This is a genomic window from Peribacillus sp. Hz7 (genome assembly GCF_042136355.1).
GTDB lineage: Bacteria > Bacillota > Bacilli > Bacillales > DSM-1321 > Peribacillus > Peribacillus asahii_A.
This window is the reverse complement of sequence record NZ_JBHHJV010000022.1, coordinates 15,426-33,222: the sequence shown is the minus strand read 5'-3', so window position 1 is coordinate 33,222 and position 17,797 is coordinate 15,426. Positions and strand designations below refer to the sequence as shown.

Annotated in this window: 19 protein-coding genes; all 19 read right to left on the bottom strand. The window is 38.3% G+C overall.

Annotated features, from left to right (window positions below; all coding sequences use genetic code 11):
* Positions 1-39: 39 nt before the first annotated feature.
* The 19 genes from ACE199_RS19950 to veg all read right to left on the bottom strand — a co-directional run bounded on the left by ACE199_RS19950 (position 40) and on the right by veg (position 17,578).
* Complete coding sequence (locus tag ACE199_RS19950) at positions 40-426, bottom strand: FtsB family cell division protein (protein WP_252292495.1); 387 nt, start codon at positions 424-426, stop codon at positions 40-42.
* Positions 427-437: 11 nt separating this feature from the next.
* A complete protein-coding gene (gene yabQ / locus ACE199_RS19945; protein WP_375351296.1) occupies positions 438-1,070 on the bottom strand; it encodes a spore cortex biosynthesis protein YabQ in 633 nt (210 codons plus the stop codon).
* Positions 1,067-1,375, bottom strand: a complete 309-nt coding sequence (gene yabP / locus ACE199_RS19940) for a sporulation protein YabP (RefSeq protein ID WP_119117756.1) — start codon at positions 1,373-1,375, stop codon at positions 1,067-1,069. The genes yabQ and yabP overlap by 4 nt, the downstream gene beginning before the upstream one ends.
* A 73-nt stretch (positions 1,376-1,448) precedes the next feature.
* Positions 1,449-1,715 (bottom strand): RNA-binding S4 domain-containing protein, encoded by a 267-nt coding sequence (locus ACE199_RS19935; protein WP_252295352.1) that lies wholly within the window; start codon positions 1,713-1,715, stop codon positions 1,449-1,451.
* Between the two features lie 24 nt (positions 1,716-1,739).
* Positions 1,740-3,215, bottom strand: coding sequence for a bifunctional methyltransferase/pyrophosphohydrolase YabN (gene yabN / locus ACE199_RS19930; protein ID WP_375351295.1), 1,476 nt, complete (start codon positions 3,213-3,215; stop codon positions 1,740-1,742).
* A gap of 1 nt (position 3,216) precedes the next feature.
* Complete coding sequence (locus tag ACE199_RS19925) at positions 3,217-4,815, bottom strand: putative polysaccharide biosynthesis protein (protein WP_375351294.1); 1,599 nt, start codon at positions 4,813-4,815, stop codon at positions 3,217-3,219.
* Between the two features lie 188 nt (positions 4,816-5,003).
* Entirely contained in the window at positions 5,004-5,540 is a 537-nt protein-coding gene (gene spoVT / locus ACE199_RS19920) for a stage V sporulation protein T (RefSeq protein WP_127758616.1), read from the bottom strand.
* Positions 5,541-5,716: 176 nt separating this feature from the next.
* On the bottom strand, positions 5,717-9,256 hold the full coding sequence (mfd, locus tag ACE199_RS19915) for a transcription-repair coupling factor (RefSeq protein ID WP_375351308.1): 3,540 nt from the start codon (positions 9,254-9,256) through the stop codon (positions 5,717-5,719).
* A 275-nt stretch (positions 9,257-9,531) separates the two neighbouring features.
* The gene (gene fin, locus ACE199_RS19910) at positions 9,532-9,762 is read right to left on the bottom strand and encodes an anti-sigma-F factor Fin (RefSeq protein ID WP_127758615.1); all 231 of its coding nucleotides are present in this window, start codon (positions 9,760-9,762) and stop codon (positions 9,532-9,534) included.
* 89 nt (positions 9,763-9,851) lie between these two features.
* On the bottom strand, positions 9,852-10,412 hold the full coding sequence (pth, locus tag ACE199_RS19905; protein WP_375351293.1) for an aminoacyl-tRNA hydrolase: 561 nt from the start codon (positions 10,410-10,412) through the stop codon (positions 9,852-9,854).
* Between the two features lie 340 nt (positions 10,413-10,752).
* A complete protein-coding gene (locus tag ACE199_RS19900) occupies positions 10,753-11,397 on the bottom strand; it encodes a 50S ribosomal protein L25/general stress protein Ctc (RefSeq protein ID WP_375351292.1) in 645 nt (214 codons plus the stop codon).
* A gap of 131 nt (positions 11,398-11,528) precedes the next feature.
* Positions 11,529-12,482 (bottom strand): ribose-phosphate diphosphokinase, encoded by a 954-nt coding sequence (locus ACE199_RS19895; protein WP_127758612.1) that lies wholly within the window; start codon positions 12,480-12,482, stop codon positions 11,529-11,531.
* Positions 12,483-12,497: 15 nt separating this feature from the next.
* Complete coding sequence (gene glmU / locus ACE199_RS19890) at positions 12,498-13,871, bottom strand: bifunctional UDP-N-acetylglucosamine diphosphorylase/glucosamine-1-phosphate N-acetyltransferase GlmU (protein ID WP_375351291.1); 1,374 nt, start codon at positions 13,869-13,871, stop codon at positions 12,498-12,500.
* 301 nt (positions 13,872-14,172) lie between these two features.
* Positions 14,173-14,475, bottom strand: coding sequence for a septation regulator SpoVG (gene spoVG, locus ACE199_RS19885; RefSeq protein ID WP_119117765.1), 303 nt, complete (start codon positions 14,473-14,475; stop codon positions 14,173-14,175).
* A gap of 144 nt (positions 14,476-14,619) precedes the next feature.
* On the bottom strand, positions 14,620-14,994 hold the full coding sequence (ridA, locus tag ACE199_RS19880; protein ID WP_119117766.1) for a 2-iminobutanoate/2-iminopropanoate deaminase: 375 nt from the start codon (positions 14,992-14,994) through the stop codon (positions 14,620-14,622).
* 18 nt (positions 14,995-15,012) lie between these two features.
* The gene (gene purR, locus ACE199_RS19875) at positions 15,013-15,834 is read right to left on the bottom strand and encodes a pur operon repressor (RefSeq protein ID WP_252288185.1); all 822 of its coding nucleotides are present in this window, start codon (positions 15,832-15,834) and stop codon (positions 15,013-15,015) included.
* Positions 15,835-15,895: 61 nt separating this feature from the next.
* Positions 15,896-16,765 (bottom strand): 4-(cytidine 5'-diphospho)-2-C-methyl-D-erythritol kinase, encoded by an 870-nt coding sequence (gene ispE / locus ACE199_RS19870; RefSeq protein ID WP_252292478.1) that lies wholly within the window; start codon positions 16,763-16,765, stop codon positions 15,896-15,898.
* Between the two features lie 270 nt (positions 16,766-17,035).
* Complete coding sequence (locus ACE199_RS19865; RefSeq protein WP_119117769.1) at positions 17,036-17,209, bottom strand: small, acid-soluble spore protein, alpha/beta type; 174 nt, start codon at positions 17,207-17,209, stop codon at positions 17,036-17,038.
* A gap of 117 nt (positions 17,210-17,326) precedes the next feature.
* On the bottom strand, positions 17,327-17,578 hold the full coding sequence (gene veg, locus ACE199_RS19860) for a biofilm formation stimulator Veg (protein WP_119117770.1): 252 nt from the start codon (positions 17,576-17,578) through the stop codon (positions 17,327-17,329).
* Positions 17,579-17,797 lie beyond the last annotated feature (219 nt).

Genomic DNA, 17,797 nt, shown 5'->3' with positions numbered 1-17,797 from the left:
TATCTATTATAATACGAAAGGAAAAAAACAGTGTCAATATTAGTCACTGTCTTCATTATTTTTTGGTAAATTAAAAATAATTTCTCCCTCTTCTGATAAGAAGTAATCCCGTCTTACGATTTTCGCTATATACTCATCATCATTCAGCTTTACAATTTCTTCCTTAAGTACCTTTTCTTCCTTCTTAAGCGTCGCTAATTCGTTATCGATTTTTTCCTTCTGTTGCGCTTTTTCATCCAATGCAGCATTTTGAGATACGATAGTCACTACAGCAAAAATGAAAAAAACGAACAAGCAGATTCCATATAGCGTTAATCGCCGCCTTAACCCACGCTTCTTTTTCTTCATGGACTGAGCTTTTTTTTCTTGTTGGGCAACATACTCATTTTCCATTTTTGTTACGTTTATTTTGCGGAGGCTCTTCATTCCCTTCCACCTCAATCTTTTTCTTTTCTCCACTTATTAAAGAATGTCTTTATTACATTCTTGCATTTCATTAAAATTCCTGTCAATTTTTTATAAAACTTTACGACCTTTTTTGTAACAGTATCCGGCAGCATTTCCCACATTTTTATCAAAATCCACTGGAACGGTTTAAAAAGGATCCGTAAAATAAGCAAAATAAACTTACCTAGCCACTTTATACAAACAAATACCATTTTGAAAATGCCTATACACAGAGTGAAAATTGTGACTGCTATCCATTTTATCGGAAGGAATAGTAAATAGTGAAATGCCTTTAATGTAAATTCGTATAATTTAATTACAATAGCAATAAGCATTTCTAATGCGCGTTGATAAATATTTTTAAATAAAGCTTGGTAAGCAGAGAAGCCACATAATAAAGCAAGAAATAAATAAAAGCGAAATTCCCCTTCATTCACTAAAAATAGAACATAAAAAATGAGTAACCCTTGGATCACCCAAAATAACACATCGTGAATAAATACAATCCAGCGCTTTCGTTCAGCACGCTTTAAAAATCGGCTATACGTATCGAGGGCAGCTCCAAAAAAATTGCCCATCCCTACCATTACTAGTAACGTATAAAATTGCGTCGTTAACGTCATTTGAATAACTTGCCAAAGAAGCCTTTAGCTTTCTCCCCTGAATGTTCATCCAAATAAACAAGGTCAAAGATTTTCCCTTTAATTGAGACAATACCTTTATCGACGTCTAAATTCTTCATCTGTAAATTTTGCCCGCGGATCGAGAGAAATCCCATCGATGTTTCAAGCAAGAATTCTTCATTATCAAAACTTTCTACTTGCTTCACACCTGTAATATCTAGTAAGCGTCGACCTCTCATCGTCACATCATGTTCTGGTACAGTTCCTTTAGAATAGCTTGAGTTTGGGTCTACATATTGGCTCATTCTCATCCCTCACAATAACACTAGTTTTCTAAAAATGTATGTAGGGATGAAGAGAAATAGAACAAGCCTCCTTTTACTGTTCACTTCCTAGCTTTTCTTCTTTTACGACTGTATACATGTCGGCAGCCGCTTCCTTCTTTGTTGTCTCTTGAATTTTATCAATGCGAACCGTAACAAGTTTTTGTCCAAAGCGAACCGTCAGCTCATCTCCTTCTTTTACATTCGAGCTCGCCTTCGCTTGTACTCCATTAATGGAAATACGGCCTTGATCGGCCACCTCCTTAGCTAACGTACGGCGCTTAATTAAACGTGATACTTTTAGAAACTTATCTAATCTCATTGACATAGCAGATTCCTCCTTCTCTTACAATCCTTTTTTCTTTGCCTCATTCCAAAAATGATCAAGCTCAGCCAATGTATAATCCGAAAACTTTTTCTTATCTTGGCGAACACGATCCTCAATATAAGTAAAACGGCGGTAGAACTTTTGATTTGCTCGGTATACAGCTTCCTCGGGCTCGATTTTATAAAAGCGCGCCACGTTAACGAGTGCAAAAAATACATCGCCCAGTTCATCTTGAATGTGGGTAATATTTGGCGTTTGGCGTTTTATTTCTGCCTCGACTTCTTCTATTTCTTCACGAACTTTCTGCCATGCTTCTATTGCTTCATCCCAATCAAACCCAACTTTTGCCGCTCGCTTTTGATACGCTTCTGCACGCATTAAATTTGGCAAGGATTTCTCTACATCTGCCAGTAAAGAAACAAACTCTTCTGCTTGTTCTCCCTTTTCTTCTTCCTTAATTTTTTGCCAATTGACAACAACCTCTTCTTCTCCACTTACTTGAATATCGCCAAATACATGTGGATGACGACGAATCATTTTTGCAGAAATACTTTCGACAACATCATCGACCGTAAACATGCCTTCATCTTCTCCAATTTGTGCATGAAGCATTACTTGCAGAAGAACATCTCCCAATTCTCCAATCATTGCCTCATCATCTTGCTCATCAATGGCATCAATTAGTTCATAGGCCTCTTCGATTAAATATTTCTTTAAACTCTCATGTGTTTGCTTCTGGTCCCACGGACAGCCATTCGGCCCTCTAAGCTTAGCAATAATTTGGCGCAGCTTAGAAAACTCACGATATTGCAATTCGTCTTCTTTAACCGGTGGCACATATACACTCGTTAAATTACTTAACTCCATTTGACGGTCAAGCTCATATAATGGAACCTTCGTCACTTTTTCCTGTGTGCTCCCTGCAGCTGTCACGATATATACATTATAATCATCCGGAAGCTTCTCCATCAGCGTCAGCTTCACTTCGGAAGCAGTAAACATATCGTATACTTGTCCAATAATCATATGTTGAGTAATCTGCAATTCATCCCGATGAAGAGCCGTTCCATCCAGTAATTGAAATCCCTCAATAGGATCCATTTTTACCGCCTGAAACAACGCATCTAAAAAGCTTTGTCCCCCTTCTACCTGAATGGTGATGCCGCGCTCCGGACCTTTTTCTAATAGTAATTGTACGGTTTTTTCTGCAACCATTGGATGTCCCGGTACCGCATATAAAATAGGTTGAGTGGAAGCCTTTTGTAAAAGCGTTTCGGATATTTCCTCATAAACAGCTTCAAATCCATCATGCTTTTCATAAACGGCATCAAAGCTAATAAACTCCACCCCTTCAGCTTTTAACTCTTCAATAACGGGATGATCCATTGTTCGAACCAAGCACGTCTTTTCCTGCTTAAGCTTCTTATAAATCCCGAGTGGGAGCTGATTCAAATCCCCCGCGCCTAGACCAATGATTGTAATCATATTTGTCATGTTATTCATTACTCCTATTCCATTTATTCAATCGCTCTAATTGATTACCAAATGGCAAAAGCATCAATTCGTCTTGTTTAAACAAGCCTGTACGTAAGATAATAACACCAAAAATAAGTGCACCAAGAACAACACCAAACAGCGCTTGAATTGTAGCCATCATCCTTGTTTCAATCGGAACAAGCCAGTCTGCTGCCATATTAAATCCCCATAATGTACATGCCATACATCCAACACTAAGCATAACAATTCCTATATCTTTTCCTATCCATAATGATTGTTTCACATCATTTTTTAAGACGCAAGAAAAACCAATTGTCATTCCTAACAAGGAAAGGACAGTTGCCACAGCGGCTCCATTTATATGATAATGCGGAATCAGCCACACATCTAAGAACCACTTTCCGACAACTCCTGCTGCCACAATGAATATAGGGGCTATATAGTGTCCTAAGCTTTGAATGACAGCAGCCATGGTCATAATAAGGGATGAAAGTACAATCGATACGGAAAAAATGGCGAGTGTCACTGAGCCAAGATTATCGGTATATAACATCTTATTCACAGGTTTGATTAGACAAATAAGTCCTACTGTTGCAGCTGAGCCAATCATAAGGCTCACGCGTAATGATAATCTAATTTTTGAAAGCAGCTCCTGTTCATCTTGATTCTTACCATACCTTGCAATCAATGGAACAAGTGCTAACGAGAGTGAGTTCGCTACAACCGTCCCTAATTGAAGCAGCGGTTGGCCACGATCATATATCCCCTTCCACTCTTTTGCTGCCATCTCAGCAATTCCAGCTTGCCTTAGTAAAGCATATAAATGCAGTGAATCCACCAACTGAAGGAAAATGAGGATTAAACTAGATATACAAAAGGCCAAGCCTTGAAATATTAATACTTTCATAATCAGCGGAAACTGTCGAAGCTGAAGTGCATTAAGCTGAACTCTTTTCCTTTTTTTATATCGCACAAAAAAAATCAGTAAAAGAATAAGCCCCATTAGTCCCCCTGTGATTGAACCGAAAACAGCTCCTGCTCCTGCATCATACAAAGAATACCCTTGATGAATCAAGATGGGTGTAAAAATAAGAATAGTAAGCACACGAACGAACTGCTCAGCAACTTGTGAACTTGCTGTTGGGAGCATCTCATGATTTCCTTGAAAATATCCACGAAAGACGGCGGCTAAAGGCATCAATAAGTAGGACAGAGACAAAATCTTCAGCAGTTCAGCTAAACGAGGATCTGCCATTTTATTTGCTAACCAATCCGCTCCTAAAAAAAGACTCGTGGAACTCACGAGCGCGATTACACCTAACATAAGAAAAGAGGCAGCCAATATATCCCTTTGAGCAAATTTTCCTTCAGCAATAAGCTTTGAAATAACGATAGGAAAACCGAGTGTCGACAATGTAAGCATAATTCCGTAAAACGGATATACTTGCTGGTATATGTAAAAGCCGATGTCCCCTACAATATTTTGATAAGGTATTCGATAAGCTGCGCTTAATACCTTTACCATAATAGCCGCAATACTTAAAATAAATGCACCGCGAAAGAGCTCCTTCGATGCTGAATACGGCTGATTAACCATGTTAATACCCCACTTCTTTTCTATGTGGTTGTTATTATAGCATATTTTAGCAATCAAAAAGCAGCTCCAGTCAAGCAGGCAACTCGCTTAACTTAGACATTTGTATGCTTTCTTAATCCACAGAAAAAGGACAGCTCTATATCGCTGTCCCTTCTCCTTATTTAATCAATAGCCTGTCTACTCTTATCTTATTGCTCCATTTGACGTGCAAGGAAGCTAGCCGCTGTCTCAACGGATTTTTGCTCTACATCGCCTACTGCTGCTTCTTTAGCAAGAATCAAAACAGCACCGATTGGATCACCGTTCGCAATAATTGGAGCTACTGCATATGATTGCACTTCTTCATGAATGCCATCGACGAATGAAATTTGACCTTTTGGAGAAGCAATTGTAGAATTGCGATCTTCCATAATCTTCTCAACTAGTTCACTTACACTTTTATTTAAATACTCTTTCTTGGAACCACCTGCTACAGCGATGTATGTATCACGGTCGCATATTAATACAGGATTCCCTAAACTATCATATAGCGCTTCCGCATATTCTTTAGCAAAGTCACTTAATTCACTAATCGGCGAATATTTTTTCAAAATTACTTCTCCGTCGCGATCGACGAAGATTTCCAAAGGATCTCCTTCACGAATACGCAAAGTTCTTCGGATTTCTTTCGGAATTACGACTCTTCCTAAATCATCAATTCGGCGAACAATACCAGTTGCTTTCATCTTATGTTGCCTCACTTTCATCTAAATTGATTTGGATGTATATCTTAGTAACCATTGTGCGGAGCGCTATAGCACTAGTATTTTACTAATGGAAAGTTCTATACATATTGAAGAAATATTTCTTTCCTATATAGATTATTCTAAATGAGTAACTAAGACAGAGTCGGTTGTTCCGATTAATTTTTTTCCGCTATTTGTACCTCTTGTTTGGCCTGCTGAAGTCCCTCCACAAGCTCAAATAACACCTTAAACCATTTAGATTGCTCGATACCTTTCGTATGAACAGCCAGCTTTAAGCATTTCCCTTCCATACCTAAGCTAATCATTCTACTATGTTTCGCAGTGAGCTCGCTCACCTGTTTTAAATTAACCTTTTGTGTATCATTTTCTGAAAATAAGATGGTAATAACCTGTTTTAATTGTTTAATGCTTTCAATACCAGCTTTCATCGCATAAACTTTCATTTCAGCCATTAAAAATAAATAATGAACTTCTTCTGAATATTCACCAAAACGGTCTCTCATTTCCTCTTGCAGCTCTTTCACTTCTTCAATTAAAGTAATGCCTCTAAATCGTTTATACATCTCGATTTTTTGATGACCATCAGCAATATACGCATCTGGTATATAGGCGTCTACTTCAATATCCATATCCAGTGATACTTTTTCTTCTGCTGGTTGCTCATTACGCTTTGCTTCTACTGCTTCTTTTAACATTTGTGAATACAAATCAAAACCGACCGAATCAATAAATCCATGCTGTTGGGCTCCAAGTAAGTTCCCCGCTCCACGAATGGATAAGTCGCGCATCGCAATCTTGAATCCGGAACCAAGTTCAGTAAACTCTTTAATCGATTGCAGACGTTTTTCAGCTACCTCTGTTAGCACTTTATCTTTTCGGTACGTAAAGAAAGCATACGCCACTCGATTTGAACGTCCAACTCGACCACGAAGCTGATACAGTTGGGAAAGACCCATTCGATCTGCATCATACACAATTAACGTATTTACATTCGGAATATCAACACCGGTTTCAATAATCGTCGTACTTACTAATACGTCGTATTCTCCTTCTAAGAAACCAAACATCACGGCTTCCAATTCCTGCTCTGTCATTTGGCCATGCGCAAATGTCACACGAGCATCAGGAACGAGCATAGCAATTTCCTCTGCTTTACGCGCAATATCTTCCACACGATTATAGAGGAAATAGACTTGGCCATCTCGAGCCAGCTCTCGCTCAATAGCCTCTTTCACCAATCCTCCATTATACTCCATCACATAGGTTTGAATAGGGAAACGATTTTCTGGCGGTGTTTCAATAACCGATAAATCTCGAACTCCGAGCATCGACATATGAAGGGTACGTGGAATCGGCGTTGCTGTTAACGTCAGCACATCCACATTCGTCTTCAATTGCTTGATTTTTTCTTTATGCGTCACTCCAAATCGTTGCTCTTCATCGATAATTAAAAGGCCTAAATCATGATATTGAATATCCTTCGATAAAATTCGGTGTGTACCAACAACGATATCAACAGTGCCTGTCTTCAGGCCTTTTACCGTTTCTGTTTGTTGCTTTCTCGTTCGAAAACGACTCATCAAACCTATGGAAATCGGGAAATCCTGAAAACGTTCTCTTAATGTTTCATAATGCTGTTGAGCTAAAATCGTTGTTGGAACAAGAAAGGCTACCTGTTTTCCATCTGCAATCGCTTTAAAAGCAGCACGAATAGCCACTTCTGTCTTCCCGTACCCTACATCCCCACAAAGCAAGCGGTCCATAGGTCTTTCCCGCTCCATATCTTTCTTAATTTCAGCGATTGACCGCAACTGATCTTCCGTTTCATTGTATAAAAAGGATAATTCAAATTCTCTTTGCATATCTCCATCAGGTGAGAATGCAAACCCTTTTGCTGCTTCCCGCTCGGCATACAATTTAATCAAGTCGTCTGCGATATTTTGCACAGAGGAGTGAACCTTACTTTTCACTCGTTTCCACTCTGTTCCACCCAGTTTGTAAAGCTTCGGTTCTTTTCCTTCCGAACCAACATACTTCTGAACAAGGTCAATTTGATCAACAGGTACATACAACTTATCGTCTGCTTGATAACGGATATGGAGGTAGTCTTTATGAACGCCATTAATGACTAATGTTTCAATCCCTAAATACTTCCCAATTCCATGATTCACATGAACAACATAGTCGCCTACTTTTAACTCAGAATAACTTTTAATTCGTTCTGCATTCGATAATTTCTGCCTGCGACTCGATTTTTTTGCCCTTTTATTAAATAGCTCCGTTTCTGTAATAATCACGATTTTTTCCATCGTCATTTCAAAACCACTATTTAAACTACCACGCAAGATTTGAACTTGACCTGGCTGTAAATGACTCGAATCCTTTAATTCAGCAGCTTCGATATCGTAATCTGCCAGCACCCCCTGAATCTTCTTCATGCGTTCCTCATCCTGACCAAGAATCACAACGGTGTACTGTCCTTTTTTCCAATGCTCAACCTCTGCTTTAAATACATTCATTTGTCCATAAAAGTTCTGCATTTGCTTACAAGCCACGTTCACAATATTCTGTGGGTTTGTATGCGGTACATGGCGTAAAAACAATGATAAATAAATGAATGGATAAGAAGAATGCGTAATTAAACTCGGCAGGTCATGAGCTAGCTTCACATCATGAACAATTTTCCCCTCACCTAATAAATCGGTGTACCACTGGGCTTCTTCTTTCTCTAATGATTCATTAATTTCTTGAATCCGGCTGATTTCATCCAAAAGAACAATTCCATCGCCAGGAAGGTAATCTATTAAACTAGCCGGTTTATCGTACGCTAAACTGAAATACTTAAAAATTTGATCCGGCTTCTGTCCTTGTTTTAATTGCTCTAATTCATGCCCCACTGTCTCAGCAAGCTGTTCCTTCACTTTATCATCTTTAAGCTTTTTCAAACTCTTACTTAAGTTGCTTTCAAGCTTTGTCATTATATTATTAAGATGTTCATCTTCTAGTAAAGCTTCACTTACTGGTCCAACTGTCACTCGAGAAAGCTTTTCAATAGAACGTTGGTCATCAGAAGAAAAGGTTCGAATCGACGTAATCTCTGTATCAAATAATTCAATTCGAATTGGATTCATTTCGGTAATCGGATACAAATCAATAATCCCACCGCGAATACTACATTCACCTGGTGAAGAAACCATCTCCGTACGACTATATCCCATAGTAATTAATTTATGTAATGTTTCCTCCAGCTCAATATCAGCCCCCACTTGAAAGGACAGCTGATACTTCTTCCATACCTCTTTTGGTGAAAGGAACTTACGAATACCAGGAATCGGGACAATAACAACGCCTTTCTTCCCTTGCGACCAAAAATTTAATGCCTCTACTCGCTGCGCCCTTAATTCGGGGCTGGCAACACTTAAATCTGCTGCAATTAACTCATTTGCAGGAAACACATAAAGCTCTTCTTCCGGAATAAAATTCAATAAATCCTCTTGAAATTTTTGCGCTTGTAGAAGATTATGTGTCACTAACAAAATGGACTTATTCGTTTTCTCATAGATAGATGCCACAAGCATCGACCTTGATGAACCAGTTAAACCAGAAACCAATTGTTCCTTTAATCCTTCATCAATACCCGCTATTAACGAATGGACATTATCGTGCTTGGAGAACAAATTTTGTAATCCATTCACCATCTTTGCCCCTCCTCCCTATAAAATCGAAATTATGCTTTTTTCTATCCAATCATTTACCCTGTTTACTTTGTTATAGAAGGCTTTTCGGTTTTAGCTTATTTCATGGAGCAGAGCTAAAATGTGCCAAAAATTATAAAATCATCAACACGGCTTCGCACAGTCAATATACTAACTGAAAGAATCCTTTATATGATGCTATTGATTTTTTTGCAATATTAGTAAATGAAAACAAACGGAAAAATGCTTTGGAATTTATCCAAAGCTCCTCCCGCTTAATGAATAATATAATCGTTTTGATATAACTCTGGATTTCTTTGCAATGATTCGTAACAATCTTCGCAAATCGACTTAACCTGAATGTTTCCAGAGGAGTCATAAACGATCATCTCTTGCCTTTCTTCATCACTCAGCTGGTTAAACCCTAACTGTGCCGCTTGTATCTGCTGTTCTTCAATAGTACCCAGCTTGATTCCACAATGACGGCAATGATAATGGAGAGCCATATAGTAACCCCCTATACTGTATTGCCATTAGTATGAACAGAAATAAGGGATTTTTATTCATTAAGCAAGAAAGATATTTTCCTCATACATTATTGATTATATACATTCATTACTTGTAAAAAAGGCGTCTTTAACCAAGCTTCACATGCATTAGCGCTTTTTTCAACGGTGTTCATAATATCTGGCCATTCCTCAGATGTAAATTTCCCCAATACATAATCTGAAATAGCCATCGGTCCAGACGGCCGACCAATACCAATCCGAATTCGGTTAAAGTTTTGTGTACCAAGATGAGCAATGGTTGATTTAATCCCATTATGCCCACCAGCACTTCCCTTTTGACGCAGACGAACTTTCCCAGGAGGTAAATCCAAATCATCATATAGCACGACAACATCATCCACTTCTACTTTAAAGAAACTCATAACAGCTGAAATAGATTCACCAGATAAATTCATATATGTCAACGGTTTAAGCAGAATTACTTTCTCGTTATCGATTACACCCATCCCATATATTCCTTTATGTTTTGCTTGATTTAAAGGAATAGACCATTTATCAGATAATGCATCTATTACTTCAAACCCGACATTATGTCGTGTTTTTTCATATTGTTTTCCAGGGTTACCCAGCCCTACGATTAATTTCATTTTTCACACTCCGTTACAACTAAGTTTCATGGAGTCACCTTTTATTATATACATTTTTGGAAACATTAGTAAAAATAGTATCTCATATCTCTAGAGGAATGCAAGCTTCACAAGACCTAAAAGGATATATCTCTACCCTTTTATATAACAGGATTATATGAAGCTATTGATTATTTACCTTGTCTTTCATATAGGCTATGTAAAGCAATACTGTGAATCAAACGTTGCATCACAGTATAACAAAGCCTTCATATAAAAAAGCGCAACCCATAATGTGTTACGCCTATTATACCATGTTTATTTTTTTATCTAAAACAAAGAAAGGAAGCCGACGTAATCTCTACGCTTGAGATTCTGGAGAAGCGGCTGTTTCACGCCCTTCTTCATTTGTCGGTATGCCGCTTTCTTGTTGTTCACCCGTACTAATTTCTCGTTCTTGGCGAGGGGCTAGGACAGAGGCCACTACTTCGTCACCACTATGATTAAGCGTTACACCTTGTTTCATATTTAAATCGGAAATATACAGTGTTTCATTCACTTCAAGCTCTGTCACGTCAACATCAATCGACTCTGGAATGTTACCTGGCGTCGTAGTAACGGTTACTTCATGGAGAGACTGCTGAAGTACTCCGCCATCTTTTACACCAATTGATTGACCGACGAGATTAACTCGTACATTTACTTGTACTTCCTCCGACATATCAACGATTAGAAAATCAGCATGATACATCTCGTGCTTTAACGGATCAGATTGATATTCTGAAAGCATAACCTGATGTTCTTCACCTTGGCACTTTAATGAAATAATGCCATTTCGACCGATTTCCTTCAATGTTTTTTTCAAATCTGCATAATTCACGGAAATTGCTTGACTCCCATTCTCACTTCCGTAAACTACTGCTGGTATTTCTCCATTTTCACGCAATTCTCTTAATGTAGATTGTTTGAAGTCTGTCCGCTCTTTTGCTACTAGTACATGGCTCATCTTCATCTTCACCTTCCCAGTTTTATAAAAATTCAAGCTAGTCTACATCATCTTTCCCCTTATGTATCCAATTTATGCATAAAAAAACAGCAAGCGAAGCCGCTCACTGTTTTTTACACCTATCTATATCATCAATCAAACAATGTACTTACTGATTGCTCTTCATGAACACGGATAATTGCTTCAGCAATTAAAGGTGCTACAGATAACTCAGTAATTTTTTCGATTTTCTTTTCTTCCGGAAGAGCAATAGAGTTTGTTATAACTAGCTCTTTAATCGTTGAATTTTGGATACGTTCAATGGCAGGACCTGAAAGAACTGGATGTGAACAGCATGCATATACTTCTTTCGCACCGCTCTCTACTAATGCATTTGCAGCAAGTGTAATTGTACCCGCTGTATCGATAATATCATCGATTAAGATTGCTGTTTTCCCTTCAATATTACCAATGATGTTCATAACTTCTGCTACGTTCGGTCTTGGACGACGTTTATCGATAATAGCAATTGGTGCTTTTAGGCGATCTGCCATTTTACGAGCACGTGTTACACCACCATGGTCTGGTGAAACAATTACGATATCTTCTAATTCTTTTCCACCAAAGTAATCAGCTAAAAGTGGCACAGCTACTAAGTGGTCAATTGGAATATCGAAGAAACCTTGAATTTGTGGTGCATGAAGATCTAACGTCACAACACGGTGTGCTCCAGCTGTTTCTAAAAGGTTCGCAACTAATTTCGCTGTAATTGGCTCACGAGAACGAGCTTTACGATCTTGACGCGCATATCCATAGTAAGGCATAACAATATTAATAGTCTTTGCTGACGCACGTTTTAAAGCATCGATCATAATTAAAAGTTCCATTAAGTTCTCATTAACTGGTTGGCTAGTAGATTGAATGACGAAAACGTCACAACCACGGATACTTTCTTCGATGTTAATTTGAATTTCACCATCACTAAAACTTGTTACCGTACACTTACCAAGCTCTACTCCAATAGCATCAGCAATTTCTTGAGCTAACCCAACATTCGAGTTCAATGAAAACACTTTTAAATTAGGATCTAAATACTGGTTTGACATGATGACCTCCATAGGTTAATTATTAGAATTTAAGTTTTTCACGTAATCTTCTTTGTTAATCTGACGAGCGCGGGCAATAGACAATGCTTCACCTGGTACGTCTTCTGTAATCGTTGAGCCAGCTGCCACATAGGCACCCTTCCCAACCGTTACAGGCGCTACAAGGTTTGAATTGCAACCAATAAATACATCATCTTCAATTTTCGTCAAATGCTTCTTCTTACCATCATAATTGACCGTAATCGAACCACATCCGATATTGACGCCTTTTCCTACCTCTGCATCGCCAATATAGCTTAAATGAGATGCTTTGCTGCCTTCACCGAAAATTGTCTTTTTAATTTCAACAAAATTACCGATTTTGACGGAATCATGGATTTCAGATTGTGGTCGAATATGAGCAAACGGACCAATGTTCACATTGCTTCCAATGCTGCTGGAATGAGCAACAGATTGATGAATATGCGTTCCCTTGCCAATTTCGCAATCTTTAATTTCCGAATGCGGTCCAATCACACAATCTTCTCCAATCGCTGTTTGACCCGCAATCGTTACACCTGGGTAAATCGTTGTATCTTGACCAATACTAACACCGGATTCAATATACGTTGTTGCAGGATCGATAATCGTCACTCCATTACGCATATGGGTTTCATTAATTCGCTTACGCATAATCTGCTCTGCCTGTGACAAAGCAAGACGATCATTCACACCTAAGGTCTCTTCGAATTCCTTTGTTTGAAATGCAGTTACAGTCTCTTGTGCAGATTTCAAAATTTCAATAACATCAGGCAAGTAGTATTCACTCTGCACGTTGTCATTCGAAACTTGTTGTAACGCTTGGAATAACGCCTGGTTGTCAAAGCAATACGTACCTGTATTAATTTCTTTTACAGCACGTTCCTCGTCCGACGCATCCTTATGTTCGACAATTTTTTCGACAAGTCCATTGGCATTGCGAATAATTCGACCATAGCCATCAGGGTTCTCTGCATAGGCTGTTAAAACCGTCGCCTTTGCTCCTGTTTCTTCATGCAAAGTAACAAGTGCCTCCATCGTTTCCGCCTTGATTAAAGGCGTGTCTCCGCAAATGACAAGAGTTGTTCCTTCTTGCTTAGCTAAAACGCTTTCAGCCTGCATCACTGCATGCGCTGTTCCAAGCTGCTCAGCCTGCAAAGCATATTGACACACATCACCAAGTTGTTTTTGAACTTGCTCGGCACCGTGTCCAATAATGGTTACGATCTCTTCTATTTGAAGTTGATTGACTTGTTCAACAACATGCTGTACCATTGGTTTTCCGCAGACTGGGTGCAAAACCTTGTATAGTTTTGATTTCATTCTTGTACCTTGTCCCGCGGCCAATATTATTGCATACCGATTCCTCATAACAGGCCTCCATTTTAACCTTTTTATCCATTAAAAATATTATCTTAAATAGCGGCTCATTTCAAGGTAACAATTAAAAGTACCTTTTATTATCAATTTTGGGGGAGATAAATTCTTCCTATTTTTCAAATAAGCAGGAGTTTTGGAGAGTAGAGGGGGAAATGAATGAAGACGGGTGACACTGCGGTTTCACACGAATGAGCCAGCATTCGTATAAATCAACAATATTCCATTAACATAGCCCATAATAAAAAGAGCCTTACTAAGTAGTAGGCTCCTAGATGCAAATTTTATTGATTTTTTAAGCTAACGAAGCGCCAGCTCCTGCTTCCTCTAATTCCGTTTCAAGTTCTCCTAAACGATGATATTCTGTTAAGACAGCTTCTTGAATTTTACCGCGTGTAGAGGAATTAATTGGATGAGCAATATCACGGAACTCTCCATCTGGAGTACGTTTACTTGGCATTGCAACAAATAAACCATTGTTTCCGTCAATCACACGAATATCATGAACAACAAATTCATTATCCAATGTAATTGATGCGATTGCTCTCATGCGTCCATCCGTGTTTACACGGCGTAATCTTACGTCAGTTACTTCCATTAAGTTCACCATCCCTATTTGTTGTTATGAAACTTTAAATAAGTAATTCAACAAAAAAAGGAGAACTCCTTCTAACAATTGTAAGTTTTTTAGAAAATTTAGGATTTATTTATATTTTTTTAATACTTATAAAAAAAGCTCGTCTTATTTGACGAGCGCAACTACTTCAATTTCAACTAATGCATCTTTTGGAAGGCGAGCTACTTCTACACAAGAACGGGCTGGCTTATGTGTTGAAAAATACTCTCCGTACACTTCATTAATTGCCCCAAAATCATTCATGTCTTTAATAAAAACCGTAGCTTTAATAACTGTTTCAAATGACGCTCCTGCTTCTTTTAAAACGGCTTGTAAGTTGCTGAACACTTGATGAGTCTGTTCCTTTACATCGCCTGTTACCATCTCTCCAGCTGGAGTAAGTGGAATTTGACCTGAGCTGTAAAACACATTATTAACAATAATTCCTTGCGAATATGGACCAATAGCTGCTGGTGCTTCATTTGTATGTACTGCTTTCATATTCATTTCCCCCTTTATTCAATCATTTAGAAAATAATTGCCGCGGCTTACATTAATTTTTTTATCTCTTTCATCAACCTCTGACAATCTAATTAATGATATATAATCTTCAATCAGACGTTCCTCATTATGTTCAGACTCAACAAGTACAGCAATACCTGCTACCGTTGCTTTAAATTCTTCCAGCAAACTTACCATGCCTTTCATGGTTCCGCCAGCTTTCATGAAATCATCTACAATTAACACATTAGAACCTTCCACTAAGCTTCGTTTTGAAAGAACCATCGTTTGAATTCGCTTGGAGGAACCAGAAACGTAGTTAATGCTCACCGTCGAACCTTCCGTTACTTTATTGTTTCTTCTAACAATCACAACGGGAACATTCAAATAATTCGCAACCGCATAAGCAAGCGAAATCCCTTTTGTAGCCATCGTCATAATAACAGAAACATTCGCTTTCGCATATCTAGCCGCAATAATGCGCCCCACTTTATTTACCGTTTGCGGGTCACCTAGAATATCTGTCATATATAGGTAGCCGCCTGGAAGTAATCGCTCCGGACTTGCAATCGTCTCACACAGCCCATCAATAAAGGCAGCTGCATCCTCTTCTTTGATAGATACCATGTATTTCACACCGCCCGCAGCACCTGGAATGGTCGTTAACGAGCCAATGCCTCGCTGTTCAAACGTTTCTTTAATAATCGTTAAATCTTCGCTTATAGAAGACTTCGCTGACTGATATCTTTCAGAGAAAAAAGTTAGTGAAACGAGTTCTCCTGGATGCTCCAATAAATAATTAGTCATATCGACAAGTCTTTCACTGCGACGAAATTTCACAAAAACACCCCCTGTCTTATTTCCGAATATTTTATAGTAACTATAACATTAATGTACGTATTTATTCAAGATGGTTCTGAGTTCCAAGCAAACGAACAGCGTATACCTGATCACAAAAGCCGCGCAAACCATTATAAATTCTTTGCATACGAGAATCATGCTCCACTAGCCCAAAAACTGTCGGACCACTTCCACTCATTAGTACGGCATCTGCTCCAAACGTTTTCATCTGATTTTTAATGTTTGCTACTTCTGGATAAAGCGGTAACGTCACTTGTTCTAATACATTCCCTAAACCACTGCATACTTTTTGATAATCATTATTTTCAATCGCTGCAATCATTCCGTACACATCTGGATGCTCCATATCAGAGAGCTGTAAGCGTTTATAAACATCTGCTGTCGAAACACCAAGCGTTGGTTTAGCTAAAATAACCCAACAATTCGGAGGCGGTGGTAAATGAGTAATTTTCTCACCTCGACCTTTTGCAAGCGCCGTGCCTCCATATACACAAAAAGAGACATCAGAACCAATTTCTGCGCCAATTTCCGCTAATTCATCTAATGAGAGACCAAGCCCCCATAATCTATTCAATCCTCTTAATGTCGCAGCCGCATCACTACTTCCTCCAGCAAGTCCAGCTGCAACCGGAATATTCTTTTCAATGGTAATCGAAACGCCTTTATTCACATCGTACCGTTCTTTTAATATATGTGCAGCCTGATAAGCTAAATTGCGATGATCGTCTGGCACAAAACGATTATGAGATAGAATTTTGATATTTTTCCCAGGAATCTCTTTCAATTCAATCCTGTCGGCAAGATCTACCGTTGTCATAATCATTTCTACTTCATGATAGCCATCAGGTCGCTTAAAAAGCACATCAAGCGCCAAATTTATTTTAGCTGGTGCCTTCTCCATGAGCTTCACTATTTCCACCTACTTTAACGTTCTTAAAAGTTCTTGTCCTATTCTATCATATCTGAATCTATTCTAAAGGTTTTTTCCGTGTAATTTCAATGAAATGAAATTTAAGTATTTCTTCAAAGAACCTAAAGGAAAAGCGGACTCGCCTAAAGAAAGAACCAAACTCTATTATTCACAATGTAAACATAAATGATTATGCTTATACATGGAATAAGAGTTTGGTTCTGATTAGATGTGTAGATAGCATGAAGTCGTATAGTCAGACTAAGATTGTTATTGCCCCATCATTTGACGCTGCGCTTTTTCAATGGCGAGTTTCACCATGTTTCCTGCATCACGAGCTCGAATGCCGCCCCAGCCTTCTTTCTGAACAACATCGTAAAAACCAAGTTCCTTTGCCAGTTCTTCCTTTAAACCTTCTGACATAATCCCTTTTCTTCTACTCAATTGAAACAGCTCCTTTTGCATGCTACTACATCTATAGTGTGCACATGAAACTTTATTATCATGAGCTTTTTATAAAAACTAAAAAGCAGCAAACATAACGTTTACTGCTTACTCTAATTACATTTCTTGTTGTTTGTTTAAAAACGTTAATTGTACGGTTTCCGTTAATACATCCGCATAGCTGTAAGATACTCTTTCAAACGCATTTTCCTCTTGGTCAAGCTCAATTACAAAAACAGCCGGGTAAGTTTCCGCCAACGTTCCAAAACGTTCTACAGTCTTTCTTCTTCCACCATTCGCCTTTAAAAGCAACCTTTTTCCTAGGTTTGAATCAAGTGCCGTTTTAATATCAGCTAAAGTTTTTGGCATTTTCGGTCCACCTCACTAAGTATAGTATATCACATTCTGGGTTGAAACGCAAATAAAATATTAAATTATATCAGCACTTAAAAATGTTTGTCAATAATTTTTGTTATAAAATCCATTAAAAATATTGGCTAACCATAGTATGGCACTATTATTGAAATATTATGTAAAGCTGTTACAACTGTTTTGCTCTACATGAAAATAAGCTACATCTGTATAAGA

Bases quoted from the DNA above. Each gene is read 5' to 3' on its own strand.
- spoVT (WP_127758616.1), bottom strand. From the start codon at position 5,540: ATGAAAGCAACTGGTATTGTTCGCCGAATTGATGATTTAGGAAGAGTC.
- glmU (WP_375351291.1), bottom strand. From the start codon at position 13,871: ATGAGGAATCGGTATGCAATAATATTGGCCGCGGGACAAGGTACAAGA.
- spoVG (WP_119117765.1), bottom strand. From the start codon at position 14,475: ATGGAAGTAACTGACGTAAGATTACGCCGTGTAAACACGGATGGACGC.
- ACE199_RS19895 (WP_127758612.1), bottom strand. From the start codon at position 12,482: ATGTCAAACCAGTATTTAGATCCTAATTTAAAAGTGTTTTCATTGAAC.
- ACE199_RS19925 (WP_375351294.1), bottom strand. From the start codon at position 4,815: ATGGTTAATCAGCCGTATTCAGCATCGAAGGAGCTCTTTCGCGGTGCA.
- ACE199_RS19900 (WP_375351292.1), bottom strand. From the start codon at position 11,397: ATGAGCCATGTACTAGTAGCAAAAGAGCGGACAGACTTCAAACAATCT.
- ACE199_RS19935 (WP_252295352.1), bottom strand. From the start codon at position 1,715: ATGAGATTAGATAAGTTTCTAAAAGTATCACGTTTAATTAAGCGCCGT.
- fin (WP_127758615.1), bottom strand. From the start codon at position 9,762: ATGGCTCTCCATTATCATTGCCGTCATTGTGGAATCAAGCTGGGTACT.
- yabQ (WP_375351296.1), bottom strand. From the start codon at position 1,070: ATGACGTTAACGACGCAATTTTATACGTTACTAGTAATGGTAGGGATG.
- yabN (WP_375351295.1), bottom strand. From the start codon at position 3,215: ATGACAAATATGATTACAATCATTGGTCTAGGCGCGGGGGATTTGAAT.
- pth (WP_375351293.1), bottom strand. From the start codon at position 10,412: ATGAAATTAATCGTAGGGCTGGGTAACCCTGGAAAACAATATGAAAAA.
- veg (WP_119117770.1), bottom strand. From the start codon at position 17,578: ATGCCAAAAACTTTAGCTGATATTAAAACGGCACTTGATTCAAACCTA.
- yabP (WP_119117756.1), bottom strand. From the start codon at position 1,375: ATGAGCCAATATGTAGACCCAAACTCAAGCTATTCTAAAGGAACTGTA.
- ACE199_RS19950 (WP_252292495.1), bottom strand. From the start codon at position 426: ATGAAGAGCCTCCGCAAAATAAACGTAACAAAAATGGAAAATGAGTAT.
- ridA (WP_119117766.1), bottom strand. From the start codon at position 14,994: ATGAAAGCAGTACATACAAATGAAGCACCAGCAGCTATTGGTCCATAT.